At 72.1% G+C, this 20,848-nt stretch carries 16 protein-coding genes; 10 read left to right on the top strand and 6 right to left on the bottom strand.

The features are described from left to right. Positions 1–587 precede the first annotated feature (587 nt). On the bottom strand, positions 588–1,523 hold the full coding sequence (locus KALB_RS18885; RefSeq protein ID WP_025357280.1) for a GlxA family transcriptional regulator: 936 nt from the start codon (positions 1,521–1,523) through the stop codon (positions 588–590). A gap of 91 nt (positions 1,524–1,614) precedes the next feature. On the opposite strand from KALB_RS18885, the gene KALB_RS18880 reads away from it, so the two are divergent. Beyond that, positions 1,615–2,253, top strand: a complete 639-nt coding sequence (locus KALB_RS18880) for an HD domain-containing protein (protein ID WP_025357279.1) — start codon at positions 1,615–1,617, stop codon at positions 2,251–2,253. On the opposite strand, the gene KALB_RS18875 is transcribed toward KALB_RS18880, so the two are convergent. Together KALB_RS18875 and KALB_RS18870 are read right to left on the bottom strand one after the other, a co-directional pair. After that, positions 2,219–3,127, bottom strand: coding sequence for a hypothetical protein (locus KALB_RS18875; RefSeq protein WP_148309525.1), 909 nt, complete (start codon positions 3,125–3,127; stop codon positions 2,219–2,221). The genes KALB_RS18880 and KALB_RS18875 overlap by 35 nt on opposite strands. A gap of 206 nt (positions 3,128–3,333) precedes the next feature. Then, positions 3,334–7,146 (bottom strand): Pls/PosA family non-ribosomal peptide synthetase, encoded by a 3,813-nt coding sequence (locus KALB_RS18870; RefSeq protein WP_042222259.1) that lies wholly within the window; start codon positions 7,144–7,146, stop codon positions 3,334–3,336. Between the two features lie 389 nt (positions 7,147–7,535). Here KALB_RS18870 and KALB_RS18865 point away from each other — a divergent pair, with 389 nt between their 5' ends. Together KALB_RS18865 and KALB_RS18860 are read left to right on the top strand one after the other, a co-directional pair. After that, entirely contained in the window at positions 7,536–8,243 is a 708-nt protein-coding gene (locus tag KALB_RS18865) for an alpha/beta fold hydrolase (RefSeq protein WP_025357276.1), read from the top strand. Next, the gene (locus tag KALB_RS18860) at positions 8,240–9,028 is read left to right on the top strand and encodes an alpha/beta fold hydrolase (protein WP_025357275.1); all 789 of its coding nucleotides are present in this window, start codon (positions 8,240–8,242) and stop codon (positions 9,026–9,028) included. Before KALB_RS18865 ends, KALB_RS18860 begins: the two co-directional genes overlap by 4 nt. A 76-nt stretch (positions 9,029–9,104) precedes the next feature. Here KALB_RS18860 and KALB_RS18855 read toward each other — a convergent pair whose 3' ends face one another. Then, positions 9,105–11,633 (bottom strand): helix-turn-helix transcriptional regulator, encoded by a 2,529-nt coding sequence (locus KALB_RS18855; protein WP_025357274.1) that lies wholly within the window; start codon positions 11,631–11,633, stop codon positions 9,105–9,107. Positions 11,634–11,706: 73 nt separating this feature from the next. Between KALB_RS18855 and KALB_RS18850 the strand changes: the two genes are divergently transcribed. The 3 genes from KALB_RS18850 to KALB_RS18840 are packed head-to-tail and all read left to right on the top strand — an operon-like array spanning position 11,707 to position 14,124. After that, positions 11,707–12,159 (top strand): MarR family winged helix-turn-helix transcriptional regulator, encoded by a 453-nt coding sequence (locus tag KALB_RS18850; RefSeq protein ID WP_025357273.1) that lies wholly within the window; start codon positions 11,707–11,709, stop codon positions 12,157–12,159. Then, on the top strand, positions 12,156–13,529 hold the full coding sequence (locus KALB_RS18845; RefSeq protein ID WP_025357272.1) for an MFS transporter: 1,374 nt from the start codon (positions 12,156–12,158) through the stop codon (positions 13,527–13,529). Before KALB_RS18850 ends, KALB_RS18845 begins: the two co-directional genes overlap by 4 nt. Before the next feature lie 10 nt (positions 13,530–13,539). Beyond that, the gene (locus KALB_RS18840) at positions 13,540–14,124 is read left to right on the top strand and encodes an isochorismatase family protein (protein ID WP_025357271.1); all 585 of its coding nucleotides are present in this window, start codon (positions 13,540–13,542) and stop codon (positions 14,122–14,124) included. On the opposite strand, the gene KALB_RS18835 is transcribed toward KALB_RS18840, so the two are convergent. Further along, positions 14,110–14,556, bottom strand: coding sequence for an alpha/beta fold hydrolase (locus KALB_RS18835; RefSeq protein ID WP_148309524.1), 447 nt, complete (start codon positions 14,554–14,556; stop codon positions 14,110–14,112). The two genes, KALB_RS18840 and KALB_RS18835, sit on opposite strands and share 15 nt — an antisense overlap. A 111-nt stretch (positions 14,557–14,667) precedes the next feature. Here KALB_RS18835 and KALB_RS18830 point away from each other — a divergent pair, with 111 nt between their 5' ends. Further along, a complete protein-coding gene (locus KALB_RS18830) occupies positions 14,668–15,495 on the top strand; it encodes an SAM-dependent methyltransferase (RefSeq protein ID WP_338033862.1) in 828 nt (275 codons plus the stop codon). Between the two features lie 35 nt (positions 15,496–15,530). Here the strand turns inward: KALB_RS18830 and KALB_RS18825 are convergent, their stop codons facing one another. Then, positions 15,531–16,955, bottom strand: coding sequence for a short-chain fatty acyl-CoA regulator family protein (locus KALB_RS18825; RefSeq protein WP_025357268.1), 1,425 nt, complete (start codon positions 16,953–16,955; stop codon positions 15,531–15,533). 157 nt (positions 16,956–17,112) lie between these two features. Here KALB_RS18825 and aceA point away from each other — a divergent pair, with 157 nt between their 5' ends. The 3 genes from aceA to KALB_RS18810 are packed head-to-tail and all read left to right on the top strand — an operon-like array spanning position 17,113 to position 20,845. After that, a complete protein-coding gene (aceA, locus tag KALB_RS18820) occupies positions 17,113–18,381 on the top strand; it encodes an isocitrate lyase (RefSeq protein ID WP_025357267.1) in 1,269 nt (422 codons plus the stop codon). A gap of 20 nt (positions 18,382–18,401) precedes the next feature. Next, a complete protein-coding gene (aceB, locus tag KALB_RS18815) occupies positions 18,402–19,982 on the top strand; it encodes a malate synthase A (RefSeq protein WP_025357266.1) in 1,581 nt (526 codons plus the stop codon). Beyond that, entirely contained in the window at positions 19,979–20,845 is an 867-nt protein-coding gene (locus KALB_RS18810) for a 3-hydroxybutyryl-CoA dehydrogenase (RefSeq protein ID WP_025357265.1), read from the top strand. The genes aceB and KALB_RS18810 overlap by 4 nt, the downstream gene beginning before the upstream one ends. Positions 20,846–20,848: the final 3 nt, after the last annotated feature.

The raw sequence follows: 20,848 nt of genomic DNA, 5'->3' as shown, positions 1-20,848 counted from the left end.
TCGCCGAGTCCCGCCCAGCGGTCCACGAGTCCCATCCTGCGGAGCGCGAGTCCCCGTTACCGGTCCGCGAGTCCCGTCCTGGCGCACGCGGGTCCCAGTTACCTGCACGCGGGCTCCGGTCTCCGTTCGCCGGATCCCGCCCAGGTGCCCACGAGTCCCGTCTTGCGGAGCGCGAGTCCCGATTACCTGCACGCGAATCCCGGTCGCCGGTCCGCGAATCCCGCCCAAATGCCCGCGAGTCCCGATTACCAGTCCGCGAATCCCGGTCACCCGTCGCCGAGCCCCGCTCTGGTGCGCGGGAGTCCCGCTCTCCCGTCGCCGAGTCCCGTCCTGGTGCCCGCGAATCCCGGTCAGCGGTTCGCGAGTCCCGATTACCTGCACGCGAATCCCGGTCGCCGAGTCCCGCTCTCCGGTCCGCGGGTCCCGCCCTCTCGCACGCGAATCCCGTTCTCCCGTCACCGAGTCCGCTTTCACCCATACCGCAACCGCCAACACGCCGTACCGGTACGTCCGACACGCGGTACCGGAAACGCCGACACGCGCCGCAGAGCGGGACTCGTCGTCGGCTGGGCGGGACTCGCGCGGGGTTAGCCGGTGGTGCGGAAGCGGGCGGCGTAGGCCGAGGGCGTGGTGGACAGGTGCCTGGCGAACGCCCTGCGCAGGGTCTCGTCGCTGCCCAACCCGCTGCGCCGTGCCGCCGAGGTGACCGGCTCACCGCCCTCCAGCAGCATCTTGGCCGCCTCCAACCGGACCGCCTCCACGTGGGCGGCCGGGGTGGTGCCGAGCTGCTCGCGGAACAACCGGGTCAGGTGGCGCTGGCTGAGCCCGGCGCGACGGGCCATGGCGCCCAGCCCGTGGTCGGCGGCGGGGTCGGCGGCCACGGCGTCCAGCAGCGGGCGCAGCACGGGGTGCCGGGTCGGCGCGGTGCGCGAGGCGGCGGCGAACTGGGACTGGCCGCCGGGGCGTTGCAGGAACACCACCAGGTCCCGGGCCACGGTGCGGGCCAGGTCGGGGCCGTGGTCCTGCTCGACCATGGCCAGGCACAGGTCGATGCCCGCGCTGACCCCGGCCGAGGTCAGCACCGGCCCGGCCCGCACGAAGATCTCGTCGGCGGCCACCTCCACCGCGGGGTAGCGCCGCGCCAGCGCCTCGGCGTGCTCCCAGTGCGTGGTGGCGCGGCGCCCGTCCAGCAGTCCCGCCTCGGCCAGCACGAACGCTCCCGTGCACACCGAGGCCACCCGCCCGGCCCGTGCCGCCAGCCCGGCCACGAGCCCGATCTGGTCAGCGCGCCCCAGGAAGCCAGCCCAGTCCGCCGGCCCCGGCACGACAAGCGTGTCGACCCGGTCCACCTCACTTGCCGCGAGGTCGGCGTGCACGCGCAGGCCCGTGGAACTGCGCACGCCGAGGCCGTCGCTGGTGCAGACCCGCACGGTGTAGCGGCCCGCCGTGCCGAAGACCTCCAGCGGGGCGGCGAGGTCGAGCAGCCGCACCCCGTCGAAGGCGTAGACGATCACCTGGTGCACAGGGTCGAGGCTAACCGCCGTGTCCAGATCTGTGGGGTACCTGTCGCTGTGGACATGGCCGTGCGCACCGCACCGGAGCAGGCTCAGTGCCATGACCACTGACGTCGCCGGAGTGCCCGTTCCCGACAGCAAGCTCGCCGTGCAGGCCACCGAACTGGTACGCGACTGCACGGACGAACTGATCTTCCACCACTCCAACCGGGTCTACCTGTTCGGTGCGCTACGGGGCCGCAACCGGGACCTGGACTTCGACCCCGAACTGCTCTACGTCGGCGCGCTGTTTCACGACCTGGGGCTGTCCGAGCGGTTCCACGGCAGCGGTCGGCGGTTCGAGGTGGACAGCGCCGACGAGGCGCGGAGCTTCCTGCGCTCGCACGGGGTGGACGAGGACGCGGTGCGCCGGGTGTGGACGGCGATCGCCCTGCACACCACGCCGGGCGTGCCGGAGTACATGGAGCCGGAGGTCGCCCTGGTCACCGCCGGGGTGGAGTACGACGTGCTGGGCATCGGCTACGCCGACATCAGCGCCGCCCAGCGCGCGGAGATCACCGCGCGGCACCCGCGCCCGGACTTCAAGCGCCGGATCCTGGCCGCGTTCGCCGCGGGCGTCTCCCCCAAGCCGGAGACGACCTTCGGCAACGTCAAGGCCGATGTGCTGGCCCACTTCGTGCCCGGCTTCACCCGGGGCGACTTCGTCAGCACGATCCTGGAATCGCCCTGGCCCGAGTAGGTTCCGGCGCCGGGTCAAGTCGCATACCCACCCGATGACCGGCTGGCACATCGCGTGCCGCGAGCGTGACCACAACCCGCCCGTCGTCGTCAATCCCAGTGGCCAGTTCATGCTCCACACCACCGGGCTCCAGTCCGATCGCTTCGTAACACACCGCGAGTCCAGCGGGTAGGACCACCGAATAGCGGAGGTTCGGCAGCGGGTTGGCGAAACTGCGAGCGAACTCCTCAACGCTGCCCCCACGAGCCAGCGGCAGGCACTTGGCTGGCCAGAAAACGCTGATGTCGAAGCTGGCCTCGTCGCCGTGGCGGAGCGATCTCGGCAGGTGGATCGCACTCGCGACCGCGTTGTCGGAGATCCAGAAGTGGACCAGATCCGGTCGTGTGCCGCCCTGATCGCCCCGCATCGCCGTGCGTGCGGTGACCTGGAACCGTCGCTGGTGGCGCCGAGGCCAGTGCCACCCCGCGCCCGACCAGAAAACGAATGACTCCACTTGATCACCCTCGACGATCCCGGTCAGACTGATCGTCTCGATGGTGTCGCCGTTCTGCTGGACCCTGATCACATGGCGCCAACTCGTGATGCGCCAGTCAGGGAGCGTGTGCCGGTCGAGCATCGAGTAGCACCGGCGCACTGTCTTGCGCATCAGTTCCAGTTCGCGCCCCATGCGCGACTGCCTGGCGAACAGGATCGCCATCAGCCCGAGTACCCCGAGCATCGCGCCGACCAGGATCCCGGCTCTGATGCCGCTGTCCCCGAACAACACGCTGAGGAGCCCACCGAAACCGAGCACGCCGAGCACACCCTGGACCAAGCCGGTGACACCCTCCGAGCGTGTGTAGTCCTCAAGCCACTCGACGAATGTGGCCAGCATCGTGATGCGCCGTGGCTGCTTGCTCCTGCTCCCCATCAGTTGCCCCTCTCCCGACGGTCCTCACTGAAGCAGCACAGCCACGGGCAGGGCAATTCACCTGCTGCATGGATGGCGGATGAGAACCGTTGCGCCAAAAGGGGGTTCACCGACGAGCATGCACTCGAACGGCGGTGTGCCGTCCACAGTGGACGGCACACCGCGGCTGCTCAGCGCCAGGCGCTGACGGGGTTGCCCTGCCAGCGGGTCCGGGCGGGCAGTTGCTCGTCACGCATCACCAGCGACACCGCGCCGACGGTGGTCGACTCACCGACCCGGGATCCGGGCAGCACGATGCTGTGCGGCCCCACGGTGGCGCCGCGGCCCAGTTCCACCTGGTCCAGGCGCATCAGCCGGTCGTGGAACAGGTGGGTCTGCACCACGCAGCCCCGGTTGACGCTGGCGCCCTCACCGATGCTGACCAGGTCGTACTCGGGCAGCCAGTGGGTCTCGCACCACACGCCGCGGCCGATGCGCGCGCCGAGGGTGCGCAGCCAGCCGGTGAGCAGCGGGGTGCCCTCGGCGAGACGGCCCAGCCAGGGCACGCCGAGCTCCTCCACGAAGGTGTCGGCCAGTTCGTTGCGCCACACGAAGGAGCTCCACAGCGGGTGCTCGCCGCGCCGGAACCTGCCCAGCAGCAGCCACTTGACGCCGCTGGTCAGCAGGCAGGCGACCAGGCCCGCGGCCAGCAGCACCAGCCCGGACGCGGCCAGCGCCCACGCGCCCCCGGCCAGGACGTCGACCGACTGCAGGGCAATGGCCACCGACTCGGCGAGCACGGCGGCCAGCAGCAGCGGCAGCACCCGCAGCGACTCCACGGCCGCCCGGGCCAGCACCAGGCCGCGTGGTGGTTCGAAGGTGCGGGTGGGGTCGGTGGTCTCTGCGGTGCGGGGCAGGCGGATCGCCGGGCGGCCCAGCCAGGAGGAGGACGTGTTCGCGGCCTCGGGGGCCGTGGACAGCACGCCGATCAGCGCCTGGTCACCGACCTGACGGTCGGCGCCGACGATGCCGGAGTTGCCGACGAACGCGCGCCGCCCCACGCGGGCGGTGCCCAGCCGCAGCCAGCCGCCGCGCAGTTCGGCGGGGGCCAGCAGGCAGTCGTCGGCGAGGAACGCCCCGTCGGCCACGTGCAGCAGGCTGGGCGCGGTGTGCACGGTGGACGCCTCGACCCGGCGGCCGATCTTGGCGCCGAGCAGCCGCAGCCAGTGCGGGGTGAGCAGCCCGGCGTAGAGCGGGAACAGGGTCTGCCGTGCGGTGTCGGTGAGCTTGGTGGTCAGCCAGGCGCCCCAGGCGGTCCAACCGTCGCTGGGGTGCGTTCCGGGGCGGACGAGCCTGCCGAGCAGGCGGACCGCCAGCGCCAGCAGCGCGGCGTAGCAGAGCACGGTGAGCAGGGTCGCGGGCACGACCGACTCCAGCAGGTTGACCACGACCTGGCCCAGCGTGCTGTCCTGGTTGACCATCACCCAGGTCAGCAGCAGGCCGGGCAGCACGGCCAGCATCGGCAGCAGGCCCAGCAGTTGCAGCGAGGTGGTGTAGAGCCAGCGCAGACCCGTGGACCGGTCGGCCCGCGCCTGCGGCCAGGTCCCAGCCGGTTCGTCCTGCGCGGTGCCGGTGACGCAGGTGCCCGGCGCGACCTCGGCGCCCTGTGCCACAACGGATCCGGGCATCAGCGTGCTGCGTGTGCCGACCCGGGCGCCCGCGCCGACGCGCACGGTGCCCACGTGCAGCACGTCCCCGTCCAGCCACCAGCCAGCCAGGTCCACTTCGGACTCCACAGAGCAGCCGTCACCGAAGCTGCCCAGCCCGGTGACCGGCGGCAGCGCGTGCAGTTCCACGTTCTCGCCGACCTGGCAGCCCAGTGCCCTGGCGTAGCGCAGGCACCAGTGCGTGCCGGTGATCTCGGCGAGCCCGCCCAGCAGCACGAGCCGTTCCGCGGTCCACAGCCGCAGGTGCGTGGCCCCGCCTCGGCGGTGCTCGCCGGGGGCGATGCCCTTGGTGAGCAGCCGGATCGCGAGGACCGTGGTGGCGAGCCGACCGGGCAGGGTGATCAGCAGCGCCCAGCCCGCGAGGACCAGCGGCCACGGCGCCGTGGGCGCCCACTGGTCCGCGCCGAACAGCCAGGTGACCACGTTGTCGAACAGTGCCAACAGGGTCAGCCAGCGGGCGCCGCGCACGGTCAGCAGTGCCACCAGGATCAGGGTCTGCGACACGCCGACGTGCCGGGGCACCGGGCGCACGGCGCGCGCGCTGGCGGTGGTCGCACCGAGCTCGTCCAGGCGGGCGGTCAGCTCGCCCAGTGTCGGGCACTGGTAGAGGTCGGCCACCGACAGAGCTGGGAACCGTTGGCGGACAAGGGAGACGAGGTGGGCGGCGGCCAGGCTCGCGCCACCCGCGGCGAAGAAGTCGGTGTCGGCGGTGACCGGCACACCGAGGACCTTGGTCCACTGCTGGGCCAGCCAGGACTGCTCCCCCGCGCCGGTGTCGGGCAGCGGCCACGGCAGGGCCGAACGGTCCACCTTGCCCGAGGCCCTGGTGGGCAGGTCGTCCAGCACCGCGATCAGCGGCACCACCGCGGCGGGCAGCCTGCGGGTGATCAGCGTGCGGTCCAGTTCGGTGACCCCGTCGGCGAGGATCACGTAGCCGACCAGGACCTGTTGTCCCGCTTCGGTTGTCTGCACGGCGGTGACCGCGGCGGCGACCCCGGGCAGTGCCAGCAGCGCCGCGTCCACCTCGCCCAGTTCGATGCGGCGGCCCCCGATCTTGACCTGGCCGTCCTCGCGGCCAAGGAACACCAGCCCCTCGGGGTCGGCGCGGACCAGGTCCCCGCTGCGGTAGGCGCGGTCCCAGCCCAGTGCGGGCAGTGGTGCGTACTTTTGCGCGTCCTTGACCGGGTCGAGGTAGCGGGCCAGCCCCACCCCGCCGATGACCAGTTCCCCGGTCTCGCCCCAGCCGACGGGTTCGCCGCGCTGGTCGACCACGGCCAGGTCCCAGCCGTCCAGCGGCAGGCCGATGCGCACCGGCTGCCCGGCGTGCAGGCGGGTCGCGCAGGCCACGACGGTGGCCTCGGTGGGGCCGTAGGTGTTCCACACCTGCCTGTCCGGCCCGTCCAGGCGCGCGGCCAGTTCCGGCGGGCAGGACTCGCCGCCGAGGATGAGCAGCCGGATCCCGGACAGCGCTTGCACGGGCCACATCGCGGCCAGCGTGGGCACGGTGGACACCACGGAGATCCGTCTGCTGGTCAGCCAGTCCCCGAGGTCGGCGCCGCTGCGCACGACCGAGCGGGGTGCGGGCACCAGGCAGGCTCCGTGCCGCCAGGCCAGCCACATCTCCTCGCAGGAGGCGTCGAAGGCCACGGACAGACCGGCCAGCACCCGGTCACCCGGGCCGATCGGGTTGCGCGGCAGGAAGAGCCGGGCCTCGGCGTCGACGAAGGCCGCGGCGCTGCGGTGGCTGACCGCCACGCCTTTCGGGGTGCCGGTGGAGCCCGAGGTGAAGATGATCCAGGCCTCGTCGGCGGGCCGCGGCCGGTCCGCCGACCCGGTCGGGGCGCCCAGCCGGGTCAGCTGCCCGCCGGTACCGGCCACCGCGCACACCCCGGCCTGTGCCCAGACCAGTTCGGCGCGGTCCTCGGGGTCCTCGGCGTCCACCGGCACGTAGGCCGCGCCCGCGGCCAGCACACCGAGGATCGTCACGTACAGCTCGGCGGTGCCGGAGGCGATGCGGATCCCCACCCGGTCACCGCGCCCGATGCCCGCCTGGCGCAGCCGCCGCGCGGTGTGCTCGGTCCCGGCCACCAGTTCCCGGTAGGTCAGCACGCTGGTGCCGTCGTCCAGCGCCTCGGCGTCGGGGCAGGCCGCCGCGGTGGCGTCCAGCAGGTCGATCAGGGTCCTGGGTGCGGCCGCCTCGCGGCCCTGGTAGATCGCGCGGGTGCCGATGTCGATCGAGTCGACCGAACGGTCCGCCCCCCAGAGCGTCTCGCTCATCATTTCCTCCACGGACTGCGGGTTACGCATTCAATCTGTACTACGAATTCGGCTTCAGTAGATCTTCAGGAATTAACAGCCTGAACGTGATGTGTCAGCCAACTGAAAGTTCGCTGGGAATTCCCCGGACAACACAGGCGAATTGCCCGCCGCTCACAGCCGACACACAGACTCGTTCGGCCGACGGCGTGATTTGCTGTGACATGACCGACAATCCCGCAGGTCCGCGATGCTTCTCATACGTTCACGTGAGGTTCACGCGCAGGGGCTGGTCGTGCACTGCTCATCCGATTCGTGTGATCTCACGTGTTCGCCCGAAGCGCCCGCACACCCCCGCGCGGTTGTATTGCCGCAGTCGCAGAACAACCGAGCCGGAACGAGGCAGGACGATGAGTGAGAAGCAGACCACGGTGGTCCTGGTGCACGGCGCGTTCGCCGACGCGTCGAGCTGGTCGGTGGTGGTCAGCGGGCTGCGTGAGCGCGGGGTGCCCGTGCTGGCGGTGGCCAACGAGCTGCGGGGCGGCGCCTCCGACGGCGCACGGGTGGCGGCGCTGGTCCGCGAGATCGACGGCCCCGTGCTGCTGGTGGGCCACTCCTACGGTGGGGTGGTCATCACCGAGGCGGCCTCCCGCGCCGAGAACGTGGTCGGCCTGGTGTACGTGACCGCCTTCGCGCTGAAGGAGGGCGAGGCGGTGCAGGAACTGCTCAGCCACTACCCCGACAGCAGCCTCGGCGCCGCGCTGGTGCCGCACGAACTACCCGGGCAGGACGTGGTGCTGTCCCTGCGCGAGGACGCGTTCGGTGCGGTGTTCGCCGCCGACCTGCCCGCCGAGCGGACCTCGGTGCTCGCGGTCAGCCAGCGGCCGATCGCGGCGGCGGCCTTCGGTGAGAAGGCCGGTCCCGCGGCGTGGCGGACCCTGCCCAGCCACTACCTGGTGGCCACCGCCGACCAGGCGATCCACCCGCAGGCGCAGCGCGGCATGGCCGAGCGGATCGGTGCCACCGTGCGCGAGGTCGACGCCTCGCACGCGGTCGCGGTGTCGCGTCCCGACGCCGTGCTGGACCTGATCGACACCGCGCTGAAGGTGACCCGATGAGGATCACCGGACTGGCCACGGCCCTCGCGCTGACCGGCGCGCTGGCCCTGGCCGCGGGCACGCCCGCCACCGCCTCGGCGCCGGTCGAGCGGCACGCCAAGCCGACGATCGTGCTGGTGCACGGGGCGTTCGAGGACGCCTCGGCCTGGAGCGGGGTGACCGCTCGCCTGCAACGCGAGGGCTACCAGGTGTTCGCACCGGCCAACCCGTTGCGGGGCCTGGCATCGGACGCGGAGTACCTGCGTGCCGCACTGGCCGGGGTGAGCGGCCCGCTGGTGCTGGTCGGCCACTCCTACGGCGGCATGGTGATCAGCGAGGCCGCCGCGGCACTGCCCTCGGTCACGGCGCTGGTCTACGTCGCGGCGTTCATCCCGCGGGCCGGGGAGAGCGCGCTGGCGCTGAACTCCCGCTACCCCGGCTCGCTGCTGGGGCCGGACACCACGCGGACCGTGGACTACCCGGCCGGCACCGACCTGTACGTCAGGGCCGACAGCTTCCGGACCCTGTTCGCCGCCGACCGCGGCGCCGCGGAGGCAGCCGTGGCCGCCGCGGGGCAGCGCCCGATCGCCCCGGCCGCGCTGAACGAGCCCGCCGCGCACGGCGCTCCCCCGGCACCAGCCAAGTACGCGCTGGTCGCCGCGGCGGACCGGGCCATCCCGCCCGCCGCCGAGCGGTTCATGGCCCAGCGGGCCGGTGCCCGCACCACCGAGGTGCCGGCCGCCCACGACCTGCCCGCCTCCCAGCCCGGCGTGGTCGCCGCCACGATCGAGCGCGCCGCCCGCTGAGGGGTGGCGTGAAGGTGGCTTTCACCGCACCCAGCGCAGTGAAAGCCACCTTCGCGGCGTTAGTCCGGACGTTGCGTCAGTCCGGGCGTTGCAGCACCAGCTTGGCCAGTTGCACGCGGGAGTTGACCCCGAGCTTGGTGAAGACCGCGCGCAGGTGGGTGTTGATCGTGCTGGGCGAGAGGGTCAGTTCCTGCGCGGCCGAGCGGTTGGTGTGCCCGTCGGCGATGAGCAGCGCCACGGTCCGCTCCATCTCGGTCAGCGCCGCCCAGCCGGTCTCGGGACGGCTCGGCGCGGGCACCCAGCGGCGGCGGCGCACCCCGGCGCCCTGCAACAGCCGTTGCACGCGAGCGGCGGACGCGACCGCACCCATCTCGGTGTAGGCGTCCCACGCGGCGTCCAGCGCCTCGATCGCGGCCTCACGGTCGGCGCCGCCCAGCGTGGCGCGGCCGAAGTCCTCACGGACCTGCGCCAGCAGCAGCGGCCGGTCGGCAGTGGCCAGCAAGTCCACCGCACGTGAGTGCTCGCCCAGAGCCAGCGCGCGGGTCGCCTCGAACACCGCCACTCCGGGATTGCGCGCGGCCAACTCCGCCAGCTGCTCCGCGGCGGCCTCGTCCCCACCGCTGCGGCGCGCGGAACACAAGGCGTGCACGAGGATCTCCTCCCGCCACGGCGTACTTGCCGCCAGCGCCACCAGATCCGTGGGCGAGTCGGCCAGCAACGCTTGCAGCACAGGGATTTCCCCGGCGTACTGACGAGCCGCCGCATGGTCGCCGCGCAGCAGCGCCGTGACGACGAGCACGAGCAGCACGTGGGCCCGCGCGACCTCGTCGTGCAGGTCGTCCATCAACCGCAGGGCCCGCGCCGCCTCCTCGGCGGCCTGAGTGAGCCGCCCGCGCACCAGGTGCAGGTGCGCCCGCAGCCAGGCGACCTGGGGCGCCAGCCAGGACTCGGCGGCCCCCGCGTCCAGCACGGCGGCGAGCCGGTCGGTGTCGCCGAGGTAGGCGCCGACCAGGACCTCGCGCAGTTCCAGGTGGCCGCGGTCGGGGGCGCCGACCTGCCCGGTGGCCGCCTCACGGGCCTGGGCGTACCAGTGCACGGCGGCGGCGAACTCCCCTGCGGTCTCGGCACGTTCTCCGTGCACGGCAAGCACAACGGGGTCGGCGGCCGCGGGGACCTCGCCGCCGCCGAAGGCCCGGTAGGCGGCGAGCCGGGTGGCCAGCTCGGGGTCGGCGCCGGGGATGTCGGCGGCGTGGCGCAGCAGGTCCTGGTGGCGGCCGGTCAGCCACAGCCGGGGCGCCAGCCGCAGGTGCACGCGGGCGGTCGTACCGGGGTCGAGCGGCCCTTGCAGCAGGTGGTCGGCGAACTTCTCGGCCTCGGCGAACTGCCGTGCGGCCAGCAGGATCGCCACGACCTCCTCGCCGACCTCGGGCCAGCGCGGGTCCTGCGGGGTGAGCAGGTCGAACGCTTGGCGGATCAGGTCCATCGAGGTGATCGACATGGTGTCCAGCACCTCGTGCGCGGCCCGGCGCAGCACGTCCACGGCGAAGGCGTCACCGGAGGTGGCGGTCGCGCTGACGTGCGGGGCGGCCTCGGCGGCGGGCCGCCCGGCGGCGAGCAGGTACTCGGCGACCGCCCGGTGCGCGGCCCGCCGTGCCGAGGGCGGGATGTCCCCGTACACGGCCTGGCGCAACAGGTCGTGCCGGAAGGCGATCGCGGTGCCCTCGTCGCGCAGCAGCCCGGAGTCGATCGCCTCCCGCAGTGGATCGGCCAGCCGCGCGGGGTCCTGGCCACCCAGCGCGGCGGCGTCCTCCAGTCGGAACCGGGCGCCCAGCACGGCGCCCTGCCGCAGCAGCGCCCGGCAGGACTCGGAGGTGGCCGCCACTCGGCGGCGAACCCCGTCGAGCAGGTCCTCACCGGGGTTGAGCAGGCCGTCCACGAGTTGCACCACCAGGAACGGCACGCCACCCGCGGCGATCAGCTGCCGGGCCAGCGCGGGGTCGGCGCCGTGGCCGAGGCGGTCGGCGGCGATGTCCAGCGCCGCGTCCTCGGCCAGCGGCCCGAGGGTGGTCCGGTGCACCGGCACGCCCCGTTCGGCGACCTGCGCGATCTGGTCCACCGGCCCGCCGGGCTGCTCGCGGCTGGCCAGCAGCCACACGATCGGCGCGGCGGCCAGCCGGATCGGCAGCATGCGCAGCACGAACGCCGACAGCGGGTCGGCCCACTGCACGTCGTCCAGGGACAGCAGCACGGGCTGGTCCCGCGCGCGGACCTCCAGCAGTGCCGCCAACTGCTCGGCCAGCCACAGCGGCTGCTCGGCCAGTGGGGCCAGCGCCAGGAACTCCGCCGAGCTGATCAGCGGATCGGGCCCGAGCCGCAGGGCCGGCCCGAGCGAGGCCAGTGGCGTGACGTTGTCGGCCTCGTGCGCCGCCGCGCTGCCGGTGCGGTACCCCATCCGGGCGGCCTGCTCCGCGGCGGCGTCGACCAGTGCCGTCTTGCCGATGCCCGGTTCGCCGCGCACGACGAGCACCGCCGCCGAGCCCGCTCGCAGCACGCGCAGTACGAGGTCGAGTTCGGCCGCGCGCCCGCGCAGCGGAGGGGTCACCACCAGCGCAACCTACCGAACGACCGATCATCAGCCCAGACTGGACAGTCTGAACTGATAAGTCTAGGCTGAGCACATGGCGGAGGACACGGAGGGCGTCTCGGAGTCGGCGGTCCGCGCGGCGCAGGACGTGCGGGCGGTGTTCAGCCGCCTGCGACGTGCCCTGCGCGGGGTCCCGGTGACAGCTGACGGGCTCACCCCCTCGCAGACCTCGGTGCTGAGCAGGCTCAGCAGGGACGGGGCGGCGTCGGCCAGCGCGCTGGCGGCGGCGGAGCGGGTGCGGCCGCAGTCGATGGCGGCGACCCTGGCGGCGCTGGAGCAGCACGGGCTGATCCGGCGCGACCAGGACCCCGAGGACGGCCGCAAGCAGCTGGTGACCCTCAGCGCGGCGGGTGTGCAGCGGGTCCAGGGCGACCGGCAGGCCCGCCAGGAGTGGCTGGCCCGCGCCCTGCAGGAGGGCTACACCGAAGCCGAACGGGCCACGATCATCGAGGCGCTGGCCCTGCTGGACCGGCTGACACAATCGTGATCGGCGCACCGGCACGGGCGCAGGGCTTCGACCGCCGACTGATCGCGCCGATGATCCTCGGCTCGGTGCTCAACCCGGTCAACTCCTCGATGCTGGCCGTGGCCCTGGTGCCGATCGGGGCCGCCTTCGGGGCGCCGCCCTCGCAGACGGCCTGGCTGGTCTCCGCGCTCTACCTGGCCACCGCGGTCGGGCAGCCGGTGGTCGGCCGCCTGGTCGACACCTACGGCCCGCGCCCGCTCTACCTGATCGGCACCGGCCTGGTCGGCATCGCCGGGGTGCTGGGCGCGCTGGCGCCCTCGCTGCCGGTGCTGGTCGCGGCACGGGTGCTGCTCGGGTTCGGCACCTGCGCGGCGTACCCGGCCTCGATGCACCTGATCCGCGGCGAGTCCGAGCGCACCGGCCAGGACAGTCCCAGCGCGGTGCTGGCGGCGCTGGCGGTGGCCAACCAGACCATCTCGGTCATCGGCCCCACCCTCGGCGGCCTGCTGATCGGGCTGGGCGGCTGGCACACGATCTTCACCATCAACGTCCCGCTGTCGCTGGCCTGCCTGGTGCTGGGCGCGCGGCGGCTGCCCAGGCTGGCCGCGCGGCGGCGCACGGTCACCCGCGTGGACCTGATCGGCATGGTGCTGTTCGCGGGCATGCTCACCGCGCTGCTGCTGTTCCTGATGAGCCCGCAAGCCGGGCACTGGTACCTGCCGGTGCTGGCCCTCGCGGCGGGCGCCGGCCTGACCTGGCGGGAACTGCGCGTGGCCGAACCGTTCATCGACCTGCGGGTGCTCGGCGGCAACCTGCCGCTGCTGGCCACGTTCCTGCGGCAGGTCCTGGCCTACGTCACCGCCTACGCCTTCCTGTACGGCTTCACGCAGTGGCTGGAACAGGGCCGCGGGCTCAGCGCCTCGGTGGCCGGCCTGGTGCTGTTGCCGATGTCGCTGACCGCGGTGGCGATCACCGCCGTCACGGGCCGCCACGAACAGGTCTGGGGCAAGCTGCTGGTCGGCGGGCTGACCCAGCTCGCGGGCTGCGCCGCCCTGCTGCTGGTCGACCAGGCAAGCCCGATCTGGCTGCTGTGCGGGCTGGCCCTGCTGATCGGCATCCCGCAGGGCCTCAACGGGTTGGCCAACCAGAACACCCTGTACCACCAAGCGGATCCGGCACGCATGGGCTCCTCGGCCGGACTGCTGCGGACCTGCACCTACCTCGGCGCCATGATCGCCTCCGCGGCCAGCGGCGCCTTCTTCAGCCGGGGCGCGGACACCCCGGGCCTGCACGAGCTGGGCCTGTTCACCCTCACCGTCGCCGCACTGTTCCTCGCGGTGACCCTGCTCGACCGCTCAGTGCGCCGCATCGGATCGGCGCAGCACCACTGAAAGGACACTCGTGGCACTCACCACGCTCGACCCGCGCACCGCGCTGGTCCTGATCGACCTGCAGAACGGCATCGCCGCCGCACCCACCGTGCCGCACACCGGGCCCGAGGTGGTCGCCCGCGCCGTGGAACTGGCCAACGCCTTCCGCGCCAACGGATCCCCCGTGGTCCTGGTGCGGGTCAGCCTCGCCGAGGACGGCTCGGACGCTGCCCCCGGACGCACCGAGGCCGAGGGCGCGGGCGGCCCGCGGCCCGCCGGGTGGGACCTCATCGTGGACGAGTTGTCCGGGCACGACGGGGACATCACCGTGACCAAGCGGAACTGGGGTGCCTTCCACGGCACCGACCTGGACCTGCACCTGCGCCGCCGCGGGGTCAGCCAGATCGTGCTGGCGGGCATCGCCACCAGCATCGGTGTGGAGTCCACCGCCCGCGCCGCGCACGAGCACGGCTACCACGTCACCCTGGTCACCGACGCCATGGGCGACATGGACCTCGACGCCCACGACAACAGCGTGCGGCGGATCTTCCCCCGGCTCGGCGAGACCGGGACCACCGCCGAGGTGCTGGCCCTGCTGGGCTCAGCCGCGCGGTAGGAACTCCCCCAGGGCCTGGGCGACCAGCTCGGGGCGCTCCAGGGTCTGCATGTGCGGGGTGCCGGGCAGCTCCCGGTAGGTGGCGCCGCTGATGGCCCCGGCCAGCCCGGTCATGCTCTCCGGGGTGGCCGAGACCTCGGCGGCGCCCGCCAGCACCAGGGTCGGCCCGGGGAAGTGCGCGAGCTTGCCCCGCACGTCCAGCGTGGCGTACGCGCCCCAGAGGGCGGCCCAGTCGGCCGGGTCGAAGCGGCGGACCTGCTCACGGGCGTAGCGCACACCCCAGCCGTCCTCGGCCAGCGGCCCGCCGAACGCTCCCCCGACCAGCTCGCCGGAGATCTCCGGCGAACGCTGGCGCATCGCGCCGACCAGTTCCTCGGGCGTGCCGCCCAGCAACCCCCGGAAGGCGCGTCGTCCCCGCTCGTCACGATTCACCCCCGGCCTGGCACCTATCGGGTGAATTCACATCCTGGCATTCGCACTGACCGGGCCTGACGCGTCAATGATCTTCGACACGTCGCGCTGGGCCGCTAGGCTGCGCCAGGCGTGACGCGGAGACTTCGGAGGTGTGCGGTGGCCCGGTCTGGTGGGTGGATCCCCGACAGTGTCGACGTGAACGTGCCCGCCGCGGCCAGGGTCTACGACTACCTGCTCGGCGGGGGCCACAACCTCGACGCCGACCGCGCGGTGGCCGCGAAGGTGCTGCAAGCCCTGCCCGACGGCAGGCAGGTCGCCGCCTCCAACCGCGCCTTCATGCGCCGCGCCGTGCTGTACATGCTGGAGCAGGGCATCACCCAGTTCCTGGACCTGGGCTCGGGCATCCCCACCGTGGGCAACGTGCACGAAGTAGCCCAACAGGCCAACCCCGAGGCGCGCGTGGTCTACGTGGACTACGACGAGGTCGCCGTGGCGCACAGCCAACTGCTGTTGCAGGGCAACTCGCTGGCGACCGTGGTGGAGGCCGACCTGTGCCGCCCCGAGAAGGTCCTCAACGACCCCGGGGTGCTCGGGGTCCTCGACTTCGACAGGCCGATCGGGCTGCTCATGGTGGCGGTGTTCCACTTCGTCGGCGAGGACCGCAAGCCCCGCGAGATCGTGGCCAAGTACCGCCAGGCCTTGCCCCCGGGCAGCATGATGGCGCTGTCGCACCTGACCGCCGACCACAAGCCCGCCGAGATGGCGGTGGTCGTCGAGGCCATGAAGAACAGCCGCGACCCCATGTACTTCCGCAGCCACGCCGAGGTCGTGCCGCTGTTCGAGGGCTTCGACCTGGTGGAACCCGGAGTCGTCGGCGCCCCCTCCTGGCACCCCGAGCTCGGCGCCCAACAGTCCAGCCCCGAAGGGGTCTACGTCGGCCTGGGCCGCGTGCGCTGACCCCACATGGGCAGACCCACGACCGGCGTCCCGCGCTACCCCTGCGGATCCCCCACCGGGTAGGGCACGAACGTGGACCGGTTCTCGTCCACGTGCAGCGCCCGCCCGATCGGCGGGGCCGCCCGCTGCGGGCACAGCGGCCGGTCACAGGTCTTGCAGCCGGGCCCGATCGGGGTGGCCGCCGACACCTCGTCCAGGTCCACCCCCGCCGAGTACACCAGCCGACCCGCGTGCCGGATCTCGCAGCCCAGCCCCACCGCGAAGGTCTTGCCAGGACCGCCGTACCCACCCCGGCTGCGCGACACGGTCCGCGCGATCCACAGGTACCGCTGCCCGTCGGGCATCGCGGCCACCTGGGTCAGCACCCGGCCCGGCGAGCCGAACGCCTCGTAGACGTTCCACAGTGGACACGTGCCACCCGCCCGCGAGAAGTGGAACCCCGTCGCCGACTGCCGCTTGGAGACGTTGCCCGCCCGGTCCACCCGCACGAACGAGAACGGCACCCCGCGCGCACCGGGCCGTTGCAGGGTGCTCAGCCGGTGGCAGATCGTCTCGTACCCCACCGCGAACCGGTCGGCCAGCAACTCGATGTCGTAGCGCAGCCGCTCGGCCGCCTCGTGGAACACCCGGTAGGGCAGCACCAGCGCCGCCGCGAAGTAGTGCGCCAACCCGATCCGCGCCAGCGACCGCGCCTGACCGCTGGGCAGCTCCCCCAACGCCACGATCTCGTCCAGCAATTCCTGGAATTCCAGCAACGCGATCTGCGTCGCCATCCGAAAAGCCTGCTGACCAGGACGCAGGTGAATTGACAGGTGCAGGGTCCGCGTCCCCGGCTCGTAGTGGTGCAATTCACCAGTCGTCGCGGCGTGCGACAGCTCACCCTGCGTGGTCACCACCCGCACCCCGTGCCGCTGCCCCAGGTGACGGCTCAACGCCGCCCGCACCTCCCCCTGACGCACCCGCACCCGCCCCGCCAGCGCCTCCGCCGCCTCGTCCAGCCCCGGGAAGTAGTTGCGGTGCCGGTACACGAAGTCACGCACCTGCTCGTGCGGACTGGCCACCAGCTCCGCCGCCCGGTCCCCCGTCACCGCCGACAACTGCTCGTCCACCTGCCGGAAACGCCGGTGCAACGCGATCACCGCCTCCGCCACCTCCGGCATGGACTCCGCCACCTCCCGCAGGTCAGCCACGGACAACCGGGCCCGAGGCGCCCCCGTCAACAACGCCTCCCGCAGATCGGCCAGCAACCGCGCGGTGTCCTGACCAGCGAAGAACGCCGCATCCACCCCGAAGGTCTCGGTGATCCGCATCAGCACCGGCACGGTCAGCGGCCGCGAGTCGTGCTCGATCTGGTTGAGGTAGCTCGCCGAGATCGCCAACAGCCGCGCCAACTCGACCTGGCTCACCCCACGCTCCTCCCGCAGCCTGCGCAACCGGGCACCCGCGAAGGTCTTCGCCATGCCACCCAGCGTAGCGCCCACCTGCGAAGCCAACCTTTCGCAAAGTTGGCAAAAATGGCCAGGAAGATTTTCAACAATTCGCCGATTACGTATCTCGACACCCACGGTTCCACGCTGACAGGCTCCATTCGAACAGGACACGAGAGGAGCCGAACAAATGCTCAGCGCCACCGAGATCGAACAGCAGTGGGCCAGCGACCCCCGCTGGAACGGAGTGCACCGCAGCTACACCGCCGCCGAGGTCGTACGACTGCGCGGCAGCCTCCAGGAGGAGCACACCCTCGCCCGCCGCGGTGCCGAGCGCCTGTGGAACCTGATCAACAACACCGACTACGTGCACGCCCTCGGCGCCCTCACCGGCAACCAGGCCGTGCAACAGGTCCGCGCCGGACTCAAGGCCATCTACCTGTCCGGCTGGCAGGTCGCCGCCGACGCCAACCTCTCCGGCCACACCTACCCCGACCAGAGCCTCTACCCCGCCAACTCCGTACCCGCCGTGGTCCGCCGCATCAACAACGCCCTGCTGCGCGCCGACCAGATCGCCACCGCCGAGGGCACCGACCCCGGCCTGGACTGGCTCGCCCCCATCGTCGCCGACGCCGAAGCCGGGTTCGGCGGCGTGCTCAACGCCTACGAACTCATGCGCGCCATGATCGCCGCGGGCGCCGCGGGCGTGCACTGGGAGGACCAACTCGCCGCCGAGAAGAAGTGCGGACACCTCGGCGGCAAGGTCCTCATCCCCACCGCCCAGCACGTGCGCACCCTCAACGCCGCCCGACTGGCCGCCGACGTCGCAGGCGTGCCCTCCGTGGTCATCGCCCGCACCGACGCCCAGGCCGCCACCCTGATCACCACCGACACCGACGAACGCGACCGCCCCTTCATCACCGGCGAACGCACCGCCGAGGGCTTCTACCGCGTCCGCAACGGCATCGAACCCTGCATCGCCCGCGGCCTGGCCTACGCCCCACACGCCGACCTGCTCTGGATGGAGACCTCCCTACCCGACCTGGAGGTCGCCCGCACCTTCGCCGAAGCCGTCAAGGCCCAGTACCCCGACCAACTGCTGGCCTACAACTGCTCCCCCTCCTTCAACTGGCGCAAGCACCTCGACGACGCCACCATCGCCAAGTTCCAACGCGAACTCGGCCACATGGGCTACAAGTTCCAGTTCATCACCCTCGCCGGGTTCCACGCCCTCAACCACTCCATGTTCGACCTCGCCCGCGGCTACGCCGAGGACGGCATGACCGCCTACGTGCAACTGCAGGAACGCGAGTTCGCCGCCGAAACCGCCGGCTACACCGCCGTCAAGCACCAGCGAGAGGTCGGCACCGGCTACTTCGACCTGGTCTCCACCACGCTCAACCCCACCGCCGAGACCACCGCACTGCGCGGGTCCACCGAGGAAGCCCAGTTCGCCTGAACCCGAAGGGAACCCGCACCGTGCACGCACACAGCAGGACAGAGATCACCGGCACGATCGGCCACCGCTACCAGGAAGTCCTCACCCCCGAAGCACTGGCCTTCGTCACCGCACTGGACGACCAGTTCGCGCAGAGCCGCACCGAACTGCTGGCACAGCGCCGCGAACGCCGCGAACGCTTCGCCGCCGGTGAACTGCCCGGGTTCCTGCCGGAGACCAGCGCGGTGCGGGCCGACCCGCACTGGCACGTCGCCCCACCCGCCCCCGGCCTCACCGACCGCCGCGTCGAGATCACCGGCCCGCCCCACCCCAAGATGGCCGTCAACGCCCTCAACTCCGGCGCCAAGGTGTGGATGGCCGACCTGGAGGACGCCACCTCCCCCAGCTGGCACAACATCATCACCGGCCAGCTCACCCTGCTCGACGCCGCCGCCGACCGCCTCGACCTCACCACCGAGGGCGGCAAGCGCTACTGGGTCGCCGACAACCCCGCCACGATCGTGGTCCGCCCCCGCGGCTGGCACCTGGTCGACAAGCACATCCTCATCGACGGCCGCCCCATCTCCGCCAGCCTGCTCGACTTCGGCCTGCACCTGTGGCACAACGCCCGCCGCCTCCTCGACCGCGGCACCGGCCCCTACTACTACCTGCCCAAACTCGAAGGCCACCGCGAAGCACGGCTGTGGAACGAGGTCTTCTGCCACGCCCAGGACCAACTCGGCCTACCACGCGGCACCATCCGCGCCACCGTGCTCATCGAGACGATCACCGCCGCCTTCGAGATGGAGGAGATCCTCCACGAACTGCGCGAGCACAGCTCGGGCCTCAACGCCGGACGCTGGGACTACATCTTCAGCGTCATCAAGAACTTCGGCCACCGCCCCGAATTCGTCCTGCCCGACCGCGCCGACGTGGCCATGACCGTGCCCTTCATGCGCGCCTACACCGAACACCTCGTCGCCACCTGCCACCGGCGCGGCGCCCACGCCATCGGCGGCATGGCCGCCTTCATCCCCAGCCGCGACCCCGAGACCAACACCCAGGCACTGGCCAAGGTCGCCCAGGACAAGCAGCGCGAGGCCGCCGACGGCTTCGACGGCTCCTGGGTCGCCCACCCCGGACTCGTCGCCACCTGCGAACACGCCTTCGACCCCGTACTCGGCCTGCGCCCCCACCAACTCGACCGCCAGCGCACCGAGGTCACCACCACCGCCGAAGACCTGCTCGCCGTCAACCGCACCCCCGGCCGCGTCACCGAACCCGGCCTGCGCAACAACATCTCCGTCGCACTGCACTACTTTCACGCCTGGCTCAACGGCTCCGGCGCCGTGGCCATCAACGGACTCATGGAGGACGCCGCCACCGCCGAGATCGCCCGCTGCCAGGTCTGGCAGTGGCTGCACCACACCACACCCCTGGCCGAAGGCGGCACCGTCACCGAACCACTGGTCCGCGCACTGGTCGACAAGGAACTGCTCGACCTGCCGCCCGAGCACCGAGACGCGGCCCGCGCCCTGTTCGAGCACACCACCCTCACCGAGACCCCACCCGCCTTCTTCACCACCACCGCCTACGCGACCCACCTGGCAGGCACCCGATGACCACCATCGCGCGCATCGGCGTCGTAGGCGCCGGACTCATGGGCTCCGGCATCGCCGAGGTCTGCGCCAAAGCCGGACTCGACGTACTCGTCGCCGAAGCCGACGCCGCCTGCCTGCTCGCCGGACGCAACCGCGTCGACCGCTCCCTGCGCCGCGGCGTCCGCCACGGCAAGCTCACCGAGGAACAGGCCCAACAGGCCACCGACCGGCTCCGCTTCACCACCGACCTCGACGAGTTCACCGACCGCCAACTCGTCGTCGAAGCCGTGGTCGAACACGAACAGGTCAAAAGCGAGGTACTCACCCGACTGGACAAGGTCCTCACCGACCCTGAGGCCATCCTCACCACCAACACCTCCTCCATCCCCATCATGAAACTGGCCATGGCCACCGACCGCGCCGACAAGGTCATCGGCCTGCACTTCTTCAACCCCGTCCCCGTCCTGCCCCTGGTCGAGATCGTCGCCAGCCTGCTCACCAGCCTGGACACCCGCACCCGCGTCGAAGGCTTCGTCACCGGCACCCTCGGCAAACAGGTCATCCGCTCCCAGGACCGCGCCGGGTTCGTCGTCAACTCCCTGCTCGTGCCCTACCTGCTCTCCGCCATCCGCATGGTCGAATCCGGCTTCGCCTCCGCCGCCGACGTGGACACCGGCATGGTCCTGGGCTGCGCCCACCCCATGGGCCCACTGCAACTGACCGACCTCATCGGCCTGGACACCACCAAGGCCATCGCCGAATCCATGTACGCCGAGTTCAAGGAACCCCTCTACTCCCCACCCCCGCTGCTGCTGCGCATGGTCGACGCCGGACTGCTCGGCAAGAAGACCGGCCGCGGCTTCTACCTCTACGACGGGAGCTGACAC

This window comes from Kutzneria viridogrisea DSM 43870, from assembly GCF_000525635.1.
In the GTDB taxonomy this organism is placed as follows: Bacteria; Actinomycetota; Actinomycetes; order Mycobacteriales; family Pseudonocardiaceae; genus Kutzneria; species Kutzneria viridogrisea.
Note: the sequence above shows the minus strand (reverse complement) of the source record. Positions and strands in the feature narration are given on the sequence as shown.

Excerpts from the sequence above, each read along its gene's own strand:
- KALB_RS18880 (WP_025357279.1), top strand. The coding sequence starts at position 1,615 with ATGACCACTGACGTCGCCGGAGTGCCCGTTCCCGACAGCAAGCTCGCC.
- KALB_RS18875 (WP_148309525.1), bottom strand. The coding sequence starts at position 3,127 with ATGCTGGCCACATTCGTCGAGTGGCTTGAGGACTACACACGCTCGGAG.
- KALB_RS18870 (WP_042222259.1), bottom strand. The coding sequence starts at position 7,146 with ATGAGCGAGACGCTCTGGGGGGCGGACCGTTCGGTCGACTCGATCGAC.
- KALB_RS18860 (WP_025357275.1), top strand. The coding sequence starts at position 8,240 with ATGAGGATCACCGGACTGGCCACGGCCCTCGCGCTGACCGGCGCGCTG.
- KALB_RS18810 (WP_025357265.1), top strand. The coding sequence starts at position 19,979 with ATGACCACCATCGCGCGCATCGGCGTCGTAGGCGCCGGACTCATGGGC.
- aceA (WP_025357267.1), top strand. The coding sequence starts at position 17,113 with ATGCTCAGCGCCACCGAGATCGAACAGCAGTGGGCCAGCGACCCCCGC.
- KALB_RS18825 (WP_025357268.1), bottom strand. The coding sequence starts at position 16,955 with ATGGCGAAGACCTTCGCGGGTGCCCGGTTGCGCAGGCTGCGGGAGGAG.
- KALB_RS18865 (WP_025357276.1), top strand. The coding sequence starts at position 7,536 with ATGAGTGAGAAGCAGACCACGGTGGTCCTGGTGCACGGCGCGTTCGCC.
- KALB_RS18850 (WP_025357273.1), top strand. The coding sequence starts at position 11,707 with ATGGCGGAGGACACGGAGGGCGTCTCGGAGTCGGCGGTCCGCGCGGCG.